This is a genomic window from Pseudomonas sp. F8002 (assembly GCF_013385495.1).
Classification (GTDB): Bacteria; Pseudomonadota; Gammaproteobacteria; order Pseudomonadales; family Pseudomonadaceae; genus Aquipseudomonas.
The window spans coordinates 341,075-356,284 of record NZ_JACAPW010000032.1 but is presented as its reverse complement, the minus strand read 5'-3'; the positions used below and the strand labels follow the sequence as shown (position 1 = coordinate 356,284).

13 protein-coding genes and 1 pseudogene are annotated in these 15,210 nt (G+C 62.7%); 10 read left to right on the top strand and 4 right to left on the bottom strand.

What is annotated here, in order from left to right:
- The first annotated feature begins 26 nt into the window (after nucleotides 1-26).
- Both HX811_RS24190 and HX811_RS24185 read left to right on the top strand, forming a co-directional pair.
- Complete coding sequence (locus HX811_RS24190; protein ID WP_177047678.1) at nucleotides 27-1,040, top strand: zinc-binding alcohol dehydrogenase family protein; 1,014 nt, start codon at nucleotides 27-29, stop codon at nucleotides 1,038-1,040.
- Nucleotides 1,041-1,185: 145 nt separating this feature from the next.
- Nucleotides 1,186-1,365: a hypothetical protein gene (locus HX811_RS24185; protein WP_003211153.1), complete on the top strand. Its 180-nt coding sequence runs from the start codon at nucleotides 1,186-1,188 to the stop codon at nucleotides 1,363-1,365.
- Between the two features lie 6 nt (nucleotides 1,366-1,371).
- Here the strand turns inward: HX811_RS24185 and HX811_RS24180 are convergent, their stop codons facing one another.
- Nucleotides 1,372-2,565, bottom strand: coding sequence for a multidrug effflux MFS transporter (locus HX811_RS24180; protein WP_177047677.1), 1,194 nt, complete (start codon nucleotides 2,563-2,565; stop codon nucleotides 1,372-1,374).
- 87 nt (nucleotides 2,566-2,652) lie between these two features.
- Nucleotides 2,653-2,853: a heavy-metal-associated domain-containing protein gene (locus HX811_RS24175; RefSeq protein ID WP_003211150.1), complete on the bottom strand. Its 201-nt coding sequence runs from the start codon at nucleotides 2,851-2,853 to the stop codon at nucleotides 2,653-2,655.
- A 147-nt stretch (nucleotides 2,854-3,000) separates the two neighbouring features.
- Here HX811_RS24175 and HX811_RS24170 point away from each other — a divergent pair, with 147 nt between their 5' ends.
- The 4 genes and pseudogenes from HX811_RS24170 to HX811_RS24155 all read left to right on the top strand — a co-directional run.
- Complete coding sequence (locus HX811_RS24170) at nucleotides 3,001-3,381, top strand: hypothetical protein (RefSeq protein WP_003211148.1); 381 nt, start codon at nucleotides 3,001-3,003, stop codon at nucleotides 3,379-3,381.
- Nucleotides 3,382-3,457: 76 nt separating this feature from the next.
- Nucleotides 3,458-5,659 carry a cation-translocating P-type ATPase gene (locus HX811_RS24165; RefSeq protein ID WP_177047675.1) on the top strand — a complete coding sequence of 734 codons (2,202 nt, stop codon included), beginning with the start codon at nucleotides 3,458-3,460 and terminating at the stop codon, nucleotides 5,657-5,659.
- Nucleotides 5,656-6,057 (top strand): Cu(I)-responsive transcriptional regulator, encoded by a 402-nt coding sequence (gene cueR, locus HX811_RS24160; protein ID WP_177036399.1) that lies wholly within the window; start codon nucleotides 5,656-5,658, stop codon nucleotides 6,055-6,057. The genes HX811_RS24165 and cueR overlap by 4 nt, the downstream gene beginning before the upstream one ends.
- A gap of 219 nt (nucleotides 6,058-6,276) precedes the next feature.
- Nucleotides 6,277-6,480: pseudogene (locus HX811_RS24155) on the top strand (MerR family DNA-binding protein); the annotation flags it as partial.
- Between the two features lie 145 nt (nucleotides 6,481-6,625).
- On the opposite strand, the gene HX811_RS24150 reads toward HX811_RS24155, so the two are convergent.
- Nucleotides 6,626-7,525: a PA4780 family RIO1-like protein kinase gene (locus HX811_RS24150; RefSeq protein ID WP_008438985.1), complete on the bottom strand. Its 900-nt coding sequence runs from the start codon at nucleotides 7,523-7,525 to the stop codon at nucleotides 6,626-6,628.
- Between the two features lie 151 nt (nucleotides 7,526-7,676).
- Entirely contained in the window at nucleotides 7,677-8,954 is a 1,278-nt protein-coding gene (locus HX811_RS24145) for an acetyl-CoA C-acetyltransferase (RefSeq protein ID WP_087693751.1), read from the bottom strand.
- A gap of 114 nt (nucleotides 8,955-9,068) precedes the next feature.
- On the opposite strand from HX811_RS24145, the gene HX811_RS24140 reads away from it, so the two are divergent.
- The 4 genes from HX811_RS24140 (at nucleotide 9,069) to HX811_RS24120 (ending at nucleotide 15,150) form a co-directional block, all read left to right on the top strand.
- A complete protein-coding gene (locus tag HX811_RS24140) occupies nucleotides 9,069-10,421 on the top strand; it encodes a 3-oxoacyl-ACP reductase (protein WP_177047672.1) in 1,353 nt (450 codons plus the stop codon).
- Nucleotides 10,422-10,423: 2 nt separating this feature from the next.
- Nucleotides 10,424-11,272, top strand: a complete 849-nt coding sequence (locus tag HX811_RS24135) for a MaoC family dehydratase (protein WP_177047670.1) — start codon at nucleotides 10,424-10,426, stop codon at nucleotides 11,270-11,272.
- A 292-nt stretch (nucleotides 11,273-11,564) separates the two neighbouring features.
- The gene (locus HX811_RS24125) at nucleotides 11,565-13,289 is read left to right on the top strand and encodes a collagen-like triple helix repeat-containing protein (protein WP_256344460.1); all 1,725 of its coding nucleotides are present in this window, start codon (nucleotides 11,565-11,567) and stop codon (nucleotides 13,287-13,289) included.
- Nucleotides 13,290-13,464: 175 nt separating this feature from the next.
- On the top strand, nucleotides 13,465-15,150 hold the full coding sequence (locus tag HX811_RS24120) for a ShlB/FhaC/HecB family hemolysin secretion/activation protein (RefSeq protein ID WP_177047666.1): 1,686 nt from the start codon (nucleotides 13,465-13,467) through the stop codon (nucleotides 15,148-15,150).
- The last annotated feature ends 60 nt before the right edge of the window (nucleotides 15,151-15,210 follow it).

Sequence of the window (15,210 nt, the reverse complement as noted above, 5' to 3'; positions counted from 1 at the left end):
CAACCGCCCCCTTTTTGGAAACCATCATGAAAGCCATCGCCTACTACGCCGCACTGCCGATCAACGATCCAAAATCCCTGCAAGACATCGAACTGCCCGAACCGGTCGCCGGCCCCCGCGACCTGCTGGTGGAAGTCAAAGCCATCTCGGTGAACCCGGTGGACACCAAGGTGCGCCAGAACGTCGCCCCGGAAAACGGCGCGGCCAAAGTGCTGGGCTGGGACGTGGCCGGTGTGGTCAAGGCCGTGGGCAGCGAAGTCAGCCTGTTCAAGGTCGGCGACAAGGTGTTCTACGCCGGCTCCCTGGTACGCCCCGGCGGCAACAGCGAACTGCACACTGTCGATGAGCGCATCGTCGGCCATATGCCGAAAACCCTGGGTTTTGCCGACGCTGCTGCACTGCCGCTGACCGCCATCACCGCCTGGGAATTGCTCTTCGAACGCCTGCAAGTGCGTGAAGGCAAGGCCGATGAAGGCCAGAGCCTGCTGATTGTCGGTGCTTCGGGTGGTGTGGGATCGATCCTGACCCAACTGGCGAAACAGCTCACCGGCCTGAAAGTCATCGGCACCGCCTCCCGTCCTGAAACCCAGGCATGGGCCAAGGACCTGGGCGCCGACCTGGTGATCGACCACAGCAAACCGTTGAGCGAAGAGCTGAAAAACGCCGGCCATCCGCAGGTGAACTACGTCGCCAGCCTGACCCAGACCGACCAGCACCTGGACCAACTGGTGGAAGCGCTGACTCCCCAGGGCAAACTGGCGCTGATCGACGATCCCAAGGCATTGGACGTAAGCAAGCTCAAGCGCAAGAGCCTGTCGCTGCATTGGGAGTTCATGTACACCCGTTCGATGTTCGAGACCAGCGACATGATCGAACAGCACAACCTGCTCAATCGCGTCGCCGAACTGATCGACGCCGGTACTCTGAAAACCACCGTGGGCGAGCACTTTGGCGTGATCAACGCGGCTAACCTGCGCCGTGCCCACGAACTCCTGGAAAGCGGCAAGGCCAAGGGCAAGATTGTGTTGGAAGGGTTCTAACGAAAGGTTCTGTCAGTGTCGTCTGTTATTCATGTGAGTAATGGACGACACCGCTAGTCAGAGACTTGATCCTTGTCATATTTGTGAGCGTATTCGGGTTTATATTGGCCGCCTTTGCCACGCAATTTACGTGAGGAAGTCAGCAATGAAGATCCTGATAAAAGCGCTAGCAAGATCCGAAGGCAACAAATGGCAGGTCCGTCTCGACCAGAACGCCTTTACCTTCCGCAGTGAGGCCGAGGCCCGCGCGTTTGCCGACACCCTGCAAACCCGTATCCAGGCGCCTCACCGATTCCCCGAAAGCCAGCAGCGTTCTGCTGGCTGATCCTGATCAGTCCGCCGCTTGCAGTGCCCGTTGGCGCTGCAGGCGCCGGGTCAGCATCGCGAACGTTACGGCCAATACGCCACACAAGCTGATGACCATTGCCATCGGCATCGCCGTGCCGTCGTGCAGCACGCCGACTAACGACGCTGCGCCTGCGGCCACACCAAACTGAATGCAACCGAGCAACGCCGACGCGCTGCCCGCCCGAGCGCCCTGCCCGCTCATGGCGCAGGCCGAGGTATTGGGCAAAATGCAGCCCAGGCTGGCGATGCAGATAAACAGCGGTACCAGCAGTGGCCACAAAGCGTCCGTGCGCAGCGCAGTAATTGCCAGCAACGACAGACCCGCCGCCAGGTAAACCCACACCGTGCGCGACAGCAAAAATGCCGGGCCACGCGAAGCGAGCAAACGCGCATTGACCTGTGCCACCAGGATAAAGCCCGCGGCATTCGAGCCGAATACCCAGCCATAGTGTTCGGCGGGCACGCCATAGAGCTTGATAAAGACGAAGGGCGAGCCCGCGATGTAGGCAAACATACCGGCAATCGAGATGCCGCCGGTCAAGGCATAGCCCAGGTACACCCGGTCCGACAGCAACCGGCCGTACTGGCGCAGTGCGCCTGACAGCGGCTGGCGCGGTTGATGGGCCGGGAAGCTTTCCGGCAGCCCGACTGCTACCGCAATGGCCGCCATCACACTGAACGCCGTCAGCGCCAGGAAGATCGACTGCCAGCCCCACACCCCAACCATCACCCCGCCCGCCAGCGGCGCGAGGATCGGCGCCAGCCCGGTGACCAGCATCAGTTGGGAAAACACCTTGGCCGAGCCCACCGCGTCGCATTTATCGCTGACCACCGCCCGCGAGATCACCATGCCCGCGCAGCCGCCCAGGGCCTGGATGAAACGCGCGCCGATCAGCCATTCCAGGGACGGCGCGTACGCACAGGCGAAGGACGCCAGGGTAAACAGGGTAACGCCACTGAGCAGCGGCCCGCGCCGGCCAAAACGGTCTGCCAGCGGTCCATAGATCAACTGGCCGATCGCCAGGCCCGTGAAGTACACGGCCAAGGTCAGCTGAATATGTTTTTCGTCGGTGCCGAATGCCACGGCCATGGCCGGGAAACCCGGCAGGTAGAAGTCGATGGCCAGCGGCGCGAACGCGCTCAAGGCCCCCAAGATCAGGATTATACGAAGGTTCATCAGGCACCCAGGTGAGTCGGCAGCCCAACAGTCTAGCCGGGCTCGGGTGCCTTGAACATTAAGTTAGCTCGCTAACTATTCAAAAAGTCAGGCGAGCTTGGCGCTGTAGCCTTCCTCGCTGATCAGGTTGATCACCTCCGCCGGGGACAGCAGGCTGCTTTCCACGCCGACTTCCTTTGTCGCGAGGTCGACGCGCACGCTGGCCGCCGGGTCCTTATCCTGCACCGCCTGGGTTACCGAGCGGACACAGTGGCCGCAGGTCATTCCTTCAACGCTGAATACTTGCATGACATGACTCCTTTAATGAGGTTGCCCGCAGTGTTGACCTTGCCATGATGGCAAGGTCAAGTTCTGAAAACATCGGCCGGGCTGGCATTCATTCGCGCCCTCGGCCAAGCTGCACTTATCCACGATGTGAACCTCGGAGAATTCGCCATGCGCTGGTCATTTTTTGGCCTTGTCAGCCTGATGGGCTTGTTTGCTGCTGTGCCACCGGCCAGCGCAGATGAAGATTATGCGGTGCTGATCATTTCCCGGGAGCGCCTGGAAGTGCCGACCAACTGCGAGATTGGCTTGTACATCCAGGACCAGTTGGCCGGGCGGCTGTTCCAGGAGCAGGCCACCTCGTTCAACTTGCCGGCCGGAAACGTGTCGTTGCGCCTGAAATTGTTGCCGGGCCAGTCCCAGGGCTGCTTGCCGGGCATGCTCGCGCCACCTGCGCAAAACATCACGTTGAAGGCGGGTGACGTGCGCAAGTTGCGTATCGCGCAAGGGCCGGACGGCATGTACCTGAAACCGGCCGCACTGGAATACTGAAACATTGATCTAACGCCTTGACCTTCCCCACAGGTCAAGGTTGATCCTAGGGGCAATCTCTCCTGGAGTACTGCCCATGAACGGATCCACCACCTTCGACCTGCCGATCAGCGGCATGACCTGCGCCAGCTGCGCCGGGCGGGTTGAACGGGCACTGGGCAAAGTGCCCGGGGTGCAAAGTGTCAGCGTCAACCTGGCCAACGAACGCGCCCACATTGAAGTGCTCGGCCAGATGGACCCCAGCGTGCTGATCGCCGCCGTCGACAAGGCCGGCTACACCGCCACCCTGCCCCAAAGCGAAACCGCCACCCAGGCCAGCCAGGAACAACGCCTGAGCCATGAACGCTGGTCGCTGCTGCTGGCAATCCTGCTCGCCGCGCCGTTGGTGCTGCCGATGCTGGTGCAACCGTTCGGGCTGCACTGGATGCTCCCGGCCTGGGTGCAATTTGCCCTGGCCACCCCGGTGCAATTCATCTTCGGTGCGCGCTTCTATATCGCGGCCTGGAAAGCCGTGCGCGCCGGAGCGGGCAATATGGACCTGCTGGTCGCCATCGGCACCAGCGCCGGTTACGGCCTGAGTATCTATGAATGGCTCACGGCGTCCGCCGGCACAATGCCCCACCTGTATTTCGAAGCCTCGGCGGTGGTGATCGCCCTGGTGCTGCTGGGTAAATACCTGGAAAGCCGCGCCAAGCGCCAGACCGCCAGCGCCATCCGCGCCCTGGAAGCCTTGCGCCCCGAGCGGGCGATTCAAGTAATCGACGGCCGCGAGCAGGACGTCGCCATCACCGCCCTCAAGCTGAATGACCTGGTGCTGGTCAAACCCGGCGAACGCTTCCCGGTGGACGGCGAAGTGGTCGAAGGCCAAAGTCACGCCGACGAAGCCTTGATCAGCGGTGAAAGCCTGCCGGTGCCGAAGCAGCCTGGCGACGCAGTCACCGGCGGCGCCATCAACGGCGAAGGCCGGCTGCTGGTGCGTACCCTGGCCCTCGGCGCGGAAAGCGTGCTGGCGCGGATCATCCGCCTGGTGGAAGACGCCCAGGCCGCCAAGGCACCGATCCAGAAACTGGTGGATAAAGTCAGCCAGGTGTTCGTGCCGGTGGTGCTGGTGCTGGCCTTGGCCACGCTGGTCGGCTGGTGGCTGTATGGCGCACCGCTGGAGGTCGCGCTGATCAATGCCGTGACCGTATTGGTGATCGCCTGCCCTTGCGCCCTTGGCCTGGCCACACCTACCGCCATCATGGCCGGTACCGGCGTTGCCGCCCGCCACGGCATCCTGATCAAGGACGCCGAAGCCCTGGAGCGTGCCCATGAAGTCAGCGCCGTGGTGTTCGACAAGACCGGCACCCTGACCTCCGGCGCACCAAAAATTGCGCACCTGGCCGCCATTGACGGTAATCAAGGGGCGCTGCTGCAACAGGCCGGCGCGCTGCAGCGCGGCAGTGAACACCCGTTGGCCAAGGCGGTGCTGGATGCCTGTGCCGAACAAGGTTTGAACGTCGCGGATGTCAGCGCCAGCCAGTCCCTTACCGGGCGTGGCATTGCAGGCACCCTGGATGGCCGGCAACTGGCGCTGGGCAACCGTCGCCTGCTGGAAGAAACCGGCTTGAGCACCGGTGATCTCGCCGACTCGGCCAGTGCGTGGGAGGCCGAAGGCCGCACCTTGTCCTGGCTGATCGAGCAAGGCCCGCAGCCCCGCGTGCTGGGTTTGTTTGCCTTCGGTGACACGCTTAAACCGGGCGCCCTGCAGGCGATACAGGCACTCAAGGCTCGGCATATCAGCAGCCACCTGCTGACCGGCGATAACCGTGGCAGCGCCCGCGTGGTCGCCGAAGCCCTGGGCATCGATGACGTGCACGCCGAGGTGTTGCCTGCGGACAAGGCGGCTACCGTCGCCGAGCTGAAAAAGACCGGCGTGGTGGCAATGGTCGGCGACGGCATCAACGACGCACCGGCCCTGGCCGCGGCCGACATCGGCATCGCCATGGGCGGCGGTACCGACGTGGCGATGCACGCGGCAGGTATTACCCTGATGCGCGGCGACCCACGGCTGGTGCCGGCAGCCCTGGAAATAAGCCGCAAGACCTATGCGAAAATTCGACAGAATCTGTTCTGGGCCTTTGTGTATAACTTGATCGGCATTCCGCTGGCGGCGTTCGGCCTGCTCAACCCGGTGATGGCTGGCGCGGCCATGGCCCTGTCCAGTGTCAGCGTGGTAAGCAACGCACTGCTGTTGAAAACCTGGAAACCCAAGGACCTGGAGGACGAGCGTCCATGAACATCGGCCAAGCAGCACGCCAAAGCGGCCTGAGCGCGAAGATGATTCGTTACTACGAATCCATCGGCTTGTTGAAAGCCGCCCATCGCACCGACAGCGGCTACCGCATTTATGGCGCCGATGACTTGCACACCCTCGCGTTTATCAAGCGTTCGCGGGACCTGGGGTTTTCCCTGGAAGAGGTCGGCAAGTTGCTGACGCTGTGGCAGGACCGGGGACGCGCGAGTGCCGACGTCAAGGCGCTGGCCCGCCAGCATATCGATGAGCTGAACCAGAAGATCCGCGAGTTGGGGCAATTGCGCGATACATTGCAGGACCTGGTGGAACACTGCCAGGGCGACCATCGGCCGGATTGCCCGATTCTCAAGGAGTTGGCGTCGGGCAGTTGTTGCACCTGAGCAAGTTTAACCAGGCATGCACGGAACCTAATGTGGGAGCGGGCTTGCTCGCGAATGCGGAGTGTCAGTCAACACATCAGTTGACTGAACCAGCGCTTTCGCGAGCAAGCCCGCTCCCACATTTGGATATCCACTCGCCGTTGGATCACTGCATCCAGGGCGGCGGTGGCGGCTCTTCCGACGCCTTGCTCGGTGGCGCATCGTCTGCCGCGCGAATCGCTGACGCTCTGGCAGGACCGGGGACGCGCGAGTGCCGACCTGAAGGCGCTGGCCCGCCAGCATATCGATGAGCTGAACCAGAAGATCCGCGAGTTGGGGCAGTTGCGCGATACGTTGCAGGACCTGGTGGAACACTGCCAGGGCGATCATAGGCCGGATTGCCCGATTCTCAAGGAGTTGGCGTCGGGCAGTTGTTGCACCTGAGCAAGTTTAACCAGGCATGCACGGAACCTAATGTGGGAGCGGGCTTGCTCGCGAATGCGGAGTGTCAGTCAACACATCAGTTGACTGAACCAGCGCTTTCGCGAGCAAGCCCGCTCCCACATTTGGATATCCACTCGCCGTTGGATCACTGCATCCAGGGCGGCGGTGGCGGTTCTTCCGACGCCTTGCTCGGTGGCGCATCGTCTGCCGCGCGAATCGCCTGGCGACGCTCTTCATCGAGCCGCGCCGCTTCGATCTCGCGGATAACACCGCCCACGTCAGCCAGCTCTTCCGGTTCGTCGAACTCGCCGGTCAACACACTGGCCGGGTGCAGAGTGCCGGCTTCGTACAGCGCCCACATCTCCTTGGCGTACTTGGTCTTCTTCAATTCCGGGGCAAAGCGCCCGAAGTAGGAAGCCATGTTGCCCACATCCCGTTCCAGCATGCTGAACGCGTGGTTGTTGCCCGCGGCATCCACCGCCTGAGGCAGGTCGATGATCACCGGGCCCGTCGGCGTCAGCAGCACGTTGAACTCGGAAAGGTCACCGTGCACCAGGCCGGTACACAACATCAGCACGATCTGGGTAATCAGGAAGGCGTGGTATTCACGGGCCTGGTCCGGCTCCAGCGTCACGTCGTTCAAACGTGGCGCCGCGTCGCCGTATTCATCGGCCACCAGCTCCATCAGCAGCACGCCTTCGAGGAAGTCGTACGGCTTGGGCACGCGAACACCCGCACCGGCCAGGCGAAACAGCGCCGCTACCTCAGCGTTCTGCCAGGCATCTTCGGTTTCTTTCTTGCCGAACTTGGAGCCCTTGGCCATGGCCCGGGCCTGACGGCTGTTGCGGACCTTGCGGCCTTCCTGGTATTCGGACGCCTGACGAAAACTTCGTTTATTCGCCTCCTTGTAGACCTTGGCGCAACGTAACTCGTTGCCGCAGCGCACCACGTAAACAGCTGCTTCTTTACCACTCATGAGTGGGCGCAGCACCTCGTCGACCAGACCGTCCTCGATCAGGGGTTCAATGCGTTTAGGAGTCTTCATCAGCTTTTATTGTGGGTCCTTTATTACCAAACACGCGTATGGCACTCGTTATACGGCAATCCTCTCGCCGCGGGGAGAGGGTACCGACCTTTGACCGCTTAAGAATGCATCCAATATGCCAAATTGACCGGCGGCCCGATCATAGCCGAGATCAGCGCTCAATAATCGCGGTGACGCCCTGCCCCCCGGCGGCGCAGATCGAGATCAGGCCCCGGCCCTTGCCGGCTGCGTCCAGCAGCTTGGCCAGGTTGGCGACAATACGCCCGCCCGTGGCAGCAAACGGATGGCCGGCGGCCAATGAGCTGCCCTTGACGTTCAAGCGGCTGCGGTCGATGGAGCCCAGCGGTGCATCCAGCCCCAGGCGGGTCTTGCAGTATTCCGGATCTTCCCAGGCTTTCAGCGTGCACAACACTTGGGCAGCAAAGGCTTCGTGAATCTCGTAGTAATCGAAGTCCTGCAGGGTCAGGCCATTCCTCGCCAGCAGCCGCGGCACGGCGTACACCGGCGCCATCAGCAGGCCTTCGGCGCCGTTGACGAAATCCACCGCCGCCGCTTCGCCATCGCGCAGGTAGGCGAGAATCGGCAAGCCGCGCTCCTTGGCCCAGGCTTCACTGCCCAGCAGCACCAACGAGGCGCCATCGGTCAGCGGCGTCGAGTTACCGGCGGTGAGGGTGCCCTTCTCACTGCGCTCGAAGGCGGGCTTGAGGCTGGCGAGTTTTTCCAGGGTCAGGTCGGGGCGCAGGTTGTTGTCGCGGGTCAGGCCAAGAAAGGGCGTGAGCAAATCGTTTTGCCAGCCTTCGGCGTAGGACGCGGCCATTTTCTGGTGGCTTTCCAGCGCCAACTGATCCTGCTCGGCGCGGGGTATCTGCCAGGTCTGCGCCATCAACTCGCAATGCTGGCCCATGGACAACCCGGTGCGCGGTTCGCCGTTGCGCGGCAGCTCCGGCTTGAGGTGATGGGGACGAAGTTGTAACAAGACTTTAAGTTTATCCGCCATGGATTTGCTGCGATTGGCTTGCAGCAGGATTTTGCGCAGGCCCTCATTCACCCCGATAGGCGCGTCGGACGTAGTGTCGACGCCGCCGGCAATCCCGCTTTCGATCTGCCCCAGCGCAATCTTGTTCGCCACCAGCAACGCGGCTTCCAGCCCCGTGCCACAGGCCTGCTGAATATCGTAGGCCGGGGTTTGCGGCGACAGGCGCGAGCCCAGCACGCACTCGCGGGTCAGGTTGAAGTCGCGGGAATGCTTGAGCACCGCCCCGGCGGCCACCTCGCCAATACGCAGGCCGTGCAGGTTGTAGCGTTCGATCAGGCCTTCGAGGGCGGCGGTCAACATCGCCTGGTTGCTCGCCGTGGCGTAAGGGCCGTTGGAGCGGGCGAAGGGGATGCGGTTACCGCCAATGATCGCTACACGGCGCAATTGAGTCATGGAAAGCTCCCTTGAGGTTATGGGGTGAATCTCTGAGCCTAGCCTAGGCTCAATCGAACGACTTTCACCTATTGATGGTCCACCGTTTGAACCCCAGCACTCGGAGAGCGTTCCATGTCTGACCGTTATATCGACTTCGCCAACTCCAGCCTCGGCCATCGCCTGGTCGCCGCCATTGGCCTGCCGTCACCGGTACGCCTGGAACGCTGGCAGGCCGGACGCCTGCGTCCGGTGGAGGGTGCGCTGCTGATCGGCGGCGGCCCGCTGGCGACAAAAATCCTGCCGTTCGCCAACAAGCTGACCGACGCTATCTATAGCTACGGCAGCGAACCGTCGACGGCAACCACCTGGATTCCCGGCCACGGGCCCAAGCTCAAGGCCGTGGTATTCGACGCCAGCCAACTGCAGCACACCGATCAACTCAAACAGCTGCGGGAATTCTTTCAGCCGCTGATGAAAAATCTCGATCACAGCGCGCACCTGGTGATCCTTGGCCGTGCCCCGGAAAGCCTCGGCGACCCGTTTGCCTCCAGTGCCCAACGGGCCCTTGAAGGCTTCAGCCGGTCGCTGGCCAAAGAGCTGCGCAGCGGCGGCGTCCTGCAATTGCTGTACGTGGGCGACGGGGCCGAGGATCAATTGGAAGGCGCGTTGCGGTTCTTCCTCTCGCCGAAAAGTGCCTATATCTCCGGCCAGGTCATTCGCCTGAACGCTTGCGCGACCCAGGTCGCGGACTGGACGCGCCCACTCGCCGGGCACAAGGCCCTGGTGACCGGCGCCGCCCGCGGCATCGGTGCCTCGATCGCCGAAACCCTGGCCCGCGACGGTGCCGAGGTGATCCTGCTGGACGTGCCACAAGCCAAGGCCGACCTCGATGCCCTGGCCGCGCGCCTGGGCGCCCGCAGCATCGCCCTGGATATCTGCGCCGAAGACGCCGCCGCCCAACTGATCGAACACCTGCCGGACGGCATCGACATCGTGGTGCACAACGCCGGCATCACCCGCGATAAAACCCTGGCCAACATGACGCCGGAATATTGGGACGCAGTCTTGGCGGTCAATCTCAACGCGCCGCAAGTGCTGACCAAGGCGCTGCTGGACAGCGGCACCCTGCACGACAACGGTCGCGTGGTGCTGCTGGCATCCATCAGCGGCATCGCCGGCAACCGCGGGCAAACCAACTACGCCGCTAGCAAGGCCGGGCTGATTGGCCTGGCCCAGGCCTGGGCGCCGTTGCTCGGTGAGCGCGGGATCAGCATCAATGCCGTGGCCCCAGGCTTTATCGAAACCCAGATGACCGCACACATTCCCTTCGCCCTGCGTGAGGCCGGGCGCCGTATGAGCTCCCTGGGCCAGGGCGGCTTGCCCCAGGACGTCGCCGAGGCGGTGGCCTGGCTCGGCCAGCCGGGCTCGGGCGCGGTCAGCGGGCAGGCACTTCGGGTGTGCGGGCAAAGTCTATTGGGAGCGTAAGCATGGAGTGGCACACATTAGGCAGCACCCCGTTCCTGCCGCCGCTGTATTGGCGCGCGGCACTCAAGCGCAAGATCACCGGCACCACGCTGCCCGAGCAAGGGTTGCGCTGCCGGGTCAGTGTGAACCCCAGGGAAGTCGCGGCCTATCGCAAGGTCTGCGGGTTTGCCGACAGCCCGGTCTTGCCGGCCACCTATCCGCATATCCTGGCATTCGGCCTGCAGATGCAATTGCTCACTGACAAGGCATTTCCTTTCCCGCTGCTGGGGTTGATCCACCTGAGCAACCGGATCCGCATCCTGCGCCCGTTGGGCGGTGTGAGTGACTTGACGGTCGGCGTTTACGCGCAGAATTTGCAGCCCCATGCCAAGGGTGCGACATTCGATATTGTGACCACGGTCGAAGATTCACTGGGGCTACTGTGGGAAGCGCAAAGCCGGATGCTCTGTCGCGGTGTGAAACTCGATGGCGCAGCAACGGACAACCCGCTGCAACCCCCTGCCGCTGTCGCCGAACTGACCCGCTGGAAAGCCCCCGCCGATGTTGGCCGCCGCTACGCCCGGGTGTCCGGCGACTACAACCCGATTCACTTGAGTGCCCTTACTGCCAGGTTATTCGGCTTTCCCCAGGCCATCGCCCATGGGCTGTGGAACAAGGCCCGCACACTGGCGGCACTGAGTGAGCATTTGCCAGCCGCCAATCTCGAGATAGATGTCGAGTTTAAAAAGCCGGTGCGTTTGCCCTGTGAGGTAACGTTGTTCACGAGCGCCCCCGGCTCCAGCGGTGAGCTGCAACTTAAAGGCGCCGGGGACATTGAACACATGGTCGGCCGCTGGCGGCCCATCGCCTGATAAATTGTATATATACATCCTAAGTTATAGCGAGCTATCGATAGCTCGCTACTCTTATCAACTCATTGATTTTAATAAACTTACAACTTAAACACCGCCGCCTTCTACACCCTTGGTATTAGTCATTAAGCAAACTAACTCTTCGTGTATATAAATCGTTAATACCAAGTTGAGCGTTGCGAGAGCGCGCACCCGGGACTGTTATAGCCATAACGGACGAATGTATCGCTGCCCCTAGAAACAGCGAACTTCGAAAACAACAAAGGCTGTACCAGGTGCAAGGAACTCAATCATGAAAACTCAAGTCGTGTTGTGGAAAGCAAGTACCGCGCTGGCCCTGATTCTGGCAGTAAGCCTCGGAGGCTGCAGCAGCGGTGGTGGTGGTCATCACAGTAGCGTCGCGGCGTCATCTCCGGATGCTGGCGGCGGTACTGGCGGTGGGACAGGTGGAGGCACCGGCGGCGGTACCGGTGGTGGCACTGGCGGCGGCACTGATGGAGGTACCGGTGGTGGCACCGGCGGCGGCACCGGTGGTGGCACCGGCGGCGGTACTGGTGGAGGTACCGGTGGTGGCACCGGCGGCGGCACTGGTGGAGGTACCGGCGGCGGTACTGGTGGAGGTACCGGTGGTGGCACCGGCGGCGGCACTGGTGGAGGTACCGGCGGTGGTACCGGTGGCGGCACTGGCGGTGGCACTGGCGGCGGCACCGGCTCGACCACTCCCCTGGTCACCGGCCAGGTAGTAGGCGCTGTGGGCGGTGTCGTCGGTAATGTCGGCACCACAGTAGGTAACCTGGGCACAACCCTGACCACGGTTCCCATTGTCGGCACCACTGCCGGCGGGCTGGTCACCGCGACAGGCACCGCCGTCAACAGTATCGGCGGCGGCTTGAGCAACGGCCTGGGCACGTTGGGTACCAATAGCAACTCCGTGGGCACAACCGTTGCCGGTGTGGCCGATGGCGTTGCCGACCTGGGCACCGGCGTTTCCAACACCGGCAAATCCCTGGGCACCACACTCGGCGGCATTCCCGTAGTCGGCGGCTTGACCGGTGGCGTAGGCGGTGCGGCAGGTGGCGTGGTTGATCAGGTCGGCCAGGCCGTCACCATGCTCGGCGATACCTTGAGCACTGCCAGCACCACCGGGCCATTGGGCAGCGTGACCAATACGGTGGGTAAAAGCGTATTGGTACCCGTCGTCTCTCTGGTGGAAAACACCACCGGCAACCTGGGCAATAAAACAGGCCTGGGCAACCCGGTCGGCGGCGTACTGGATAAAGTCGGCTCCACTGTCACCGGCCTTGGCGGCCAGGTGGCCAGCGCCGGCGGCGCAGGCAACCCAGTCGGGACACTCGTCGGTGGCGTGTTGACTGGCGTTGGCACCACCCTTGATAAGTCGAGCGGTTACGTCAACCCGGCCACCACGACCCCTCAATCGGGCCTGCCTGAACTCGTCGGCGGTCTTGTCGCCAACGTCGGCAACGGCCTGAATGCCGGCAACACCAACGGCACTGTCAGTGCAGCCGGTGTGACCGGCGGCCAAGTGGGTAACACCGTCGCGTCGCTCGGCACCCTGATCGGTGGCAATGGCGTGGCCAACACTGCAGCCACGGCTCCCGTTGCAGGCCTGGCGACCAATGTCGGCACCGCACTCAACCCAGTGACCTCGGGTGTTGCCAACCTGACGCAAAACATCGGCACCAGCACCGGTATCGGCGCACCGGTGAATGGTCTGGTTACCCAGGTCGGCGGCGCAGTCAGCAGCCTGGGCACCAACCTGACGGCGGCGAATGCCAATCCGGTGACTAACGCTGTGGGCGGTACCCTGAATGCCGTCGGCAATACCGTCGGCTCGGTGGGTGGCCTGGTAACCGGCGGCACCAGCAGTAACGGTGGCGGTCTGCTCGGTGGCTTGAACGTGGGTGCCGGTGCCACCGCTACGGGCACTGCCAATGCAAATGCAAACACAGGCGGCGGCCTGGGAGGTCTGCTCGGTGGGCTGACCGGCAAAAAATAGAATTGCACCTGGCCATTAGACGGCCTCCCCTACAGCGCCTACGCTTGGTTGAGACGAGAGATTCCAACGAGTCTCTCGTCTTTTTTATTGGCCAATGAATGGCTTTGCGAACCGTGTCCCAGAACCCGGCGGGCCTAGCGAAAACGCTGCAGCAGTTTTGACCATGGAGTGTCCTATGCGCGCCTTGACGCCTTTGTTTCTGCTCACCCTCATTGCTGCCAGCGTCCATGCCGAGACCCTGCCCAGCTACCTCAACAGCAACGACACCATTCGCAACCTGCCGGTACCCAACCTCCCCGCCGATGCCTATCGCCCGGTCACCCCACAGACCCAACTGCCCGAGCCGGCGGCAACCCAGGGCCAGCCATTGTTGATGGACACCAAAGTGACCATCCGCAAGCTGCAAATCGACGGGGGAACTATCTACCCGCTCCAGGACGTGGCCAAGGTTTTCGAACCGCTGATCGGCCATGAAACCACCCTCGCACAACTGATCGAAGCCACCCGCGGCATCACCCGCCGCTACCAGCAGGACGGCTACCTGTTGTCCTACGCGTACCTGCCCGACCAGCGCTTCGAAAACGGTCTGGTGCGCGTGGTGTTGGTGGAGGGCTACATCAAGGATTACAACGTGCAGGGCGACATTGGCTCGGTCTCGGCCTACGTCGACAAACTGGCGGCCAAGCTGCTGGCCGAGCGCCCGCTGACCCGCAAGACCTTCGAACGCTACACCACCTTGATGGGCCGCATTCCAGGTGTAACGCTGCAGGCGCAAGTACCGCCGCCGGGCACCACCGATGGCGGCACGCGCATGCAGATCCAGGCCTCGCGCAAACCCTTCACCAGTAGCATGAGCATGACGGACGACAGCCGTGGCGGCCTGCAAGCCCTGATCACCGGCACCAGCAATTCCCAGACATCCATGGGCGAACAACTGAGCGTCAGCGGCCTGTTCCCGCCCGGCGAGGACAAGGAGCATTACTACCGCCTGGGCTACAGCCAGTTCGTGAATGCCGAGGGCACTCAACTGGTGGTCAACGCCGAGCGCTACCGCGCCGACCCGCGCAGCAATGTGCAGCTGGACGGCGGTTTTGAACTCAAGCCACACCAGGAGGTTGACCGCTACTCCGTCGGCCTCAGCCATCCGCTGATTGCCTCCCCCACCGAGTCATTGACCCTGGGCACGCGACTCTATGCCGTGGACCAGACCACCCGCTATCAACTGGTGGGTTTCCCGCAACGTTTCGACCTGGAAACCAATCTGCGCGCCCTGGCGTTCGAAGGTGACTGGCGCAAATCCGATACGCGCCAACTGCGCATTGTCAGCGCCGGCCTGTACCAGGGCATCGACGGCCTGGGCGCCAGCACCCGGAGTGACTTCGAGGGCATAAAACCCGACATCGACTTCTTCCGCCTGCGCGTCTCGGGCGTACAGAGCGACAAGTTCTTCGACAACTGGCAAGGCGTGGCATCGGGTGCCTTCTACTGGAGCAACGACACCCTGCCCGACAGCGAACGCGCGACGTTCGGCGGGCAGAATTTCGGGCGTGGCTACCCGGATGACCAGGGCTCGGGCGACAAGGGCTGGGGCGTGGCGTATGAGGTCAACTACAGCTTCAACCGCAGTGGCGAGTGGGTAAAAATCCTGCAGCCGTACGTGGTGCTCGACAAGGCCAAGACCTGGTTCAACGAACTGCCGGCCAAGGGCAACAACATGTCATCGGCAGCGGTGGGCCTGCGCTTCGGGGATAACAAGTACTACAACATCGCGCTGGAAGCGGCCAAGCCAATGTCGGACATCGCCCTGGACAGCTTCAATCGGCGGCCACGGTATACCCTGAGTTTCAGCTACCAACTCTGAACCCTGTGGGAGCGAGCTTGCTCGCGAAGAACGTCCAGACAACGCGGGGAACCAGACTGC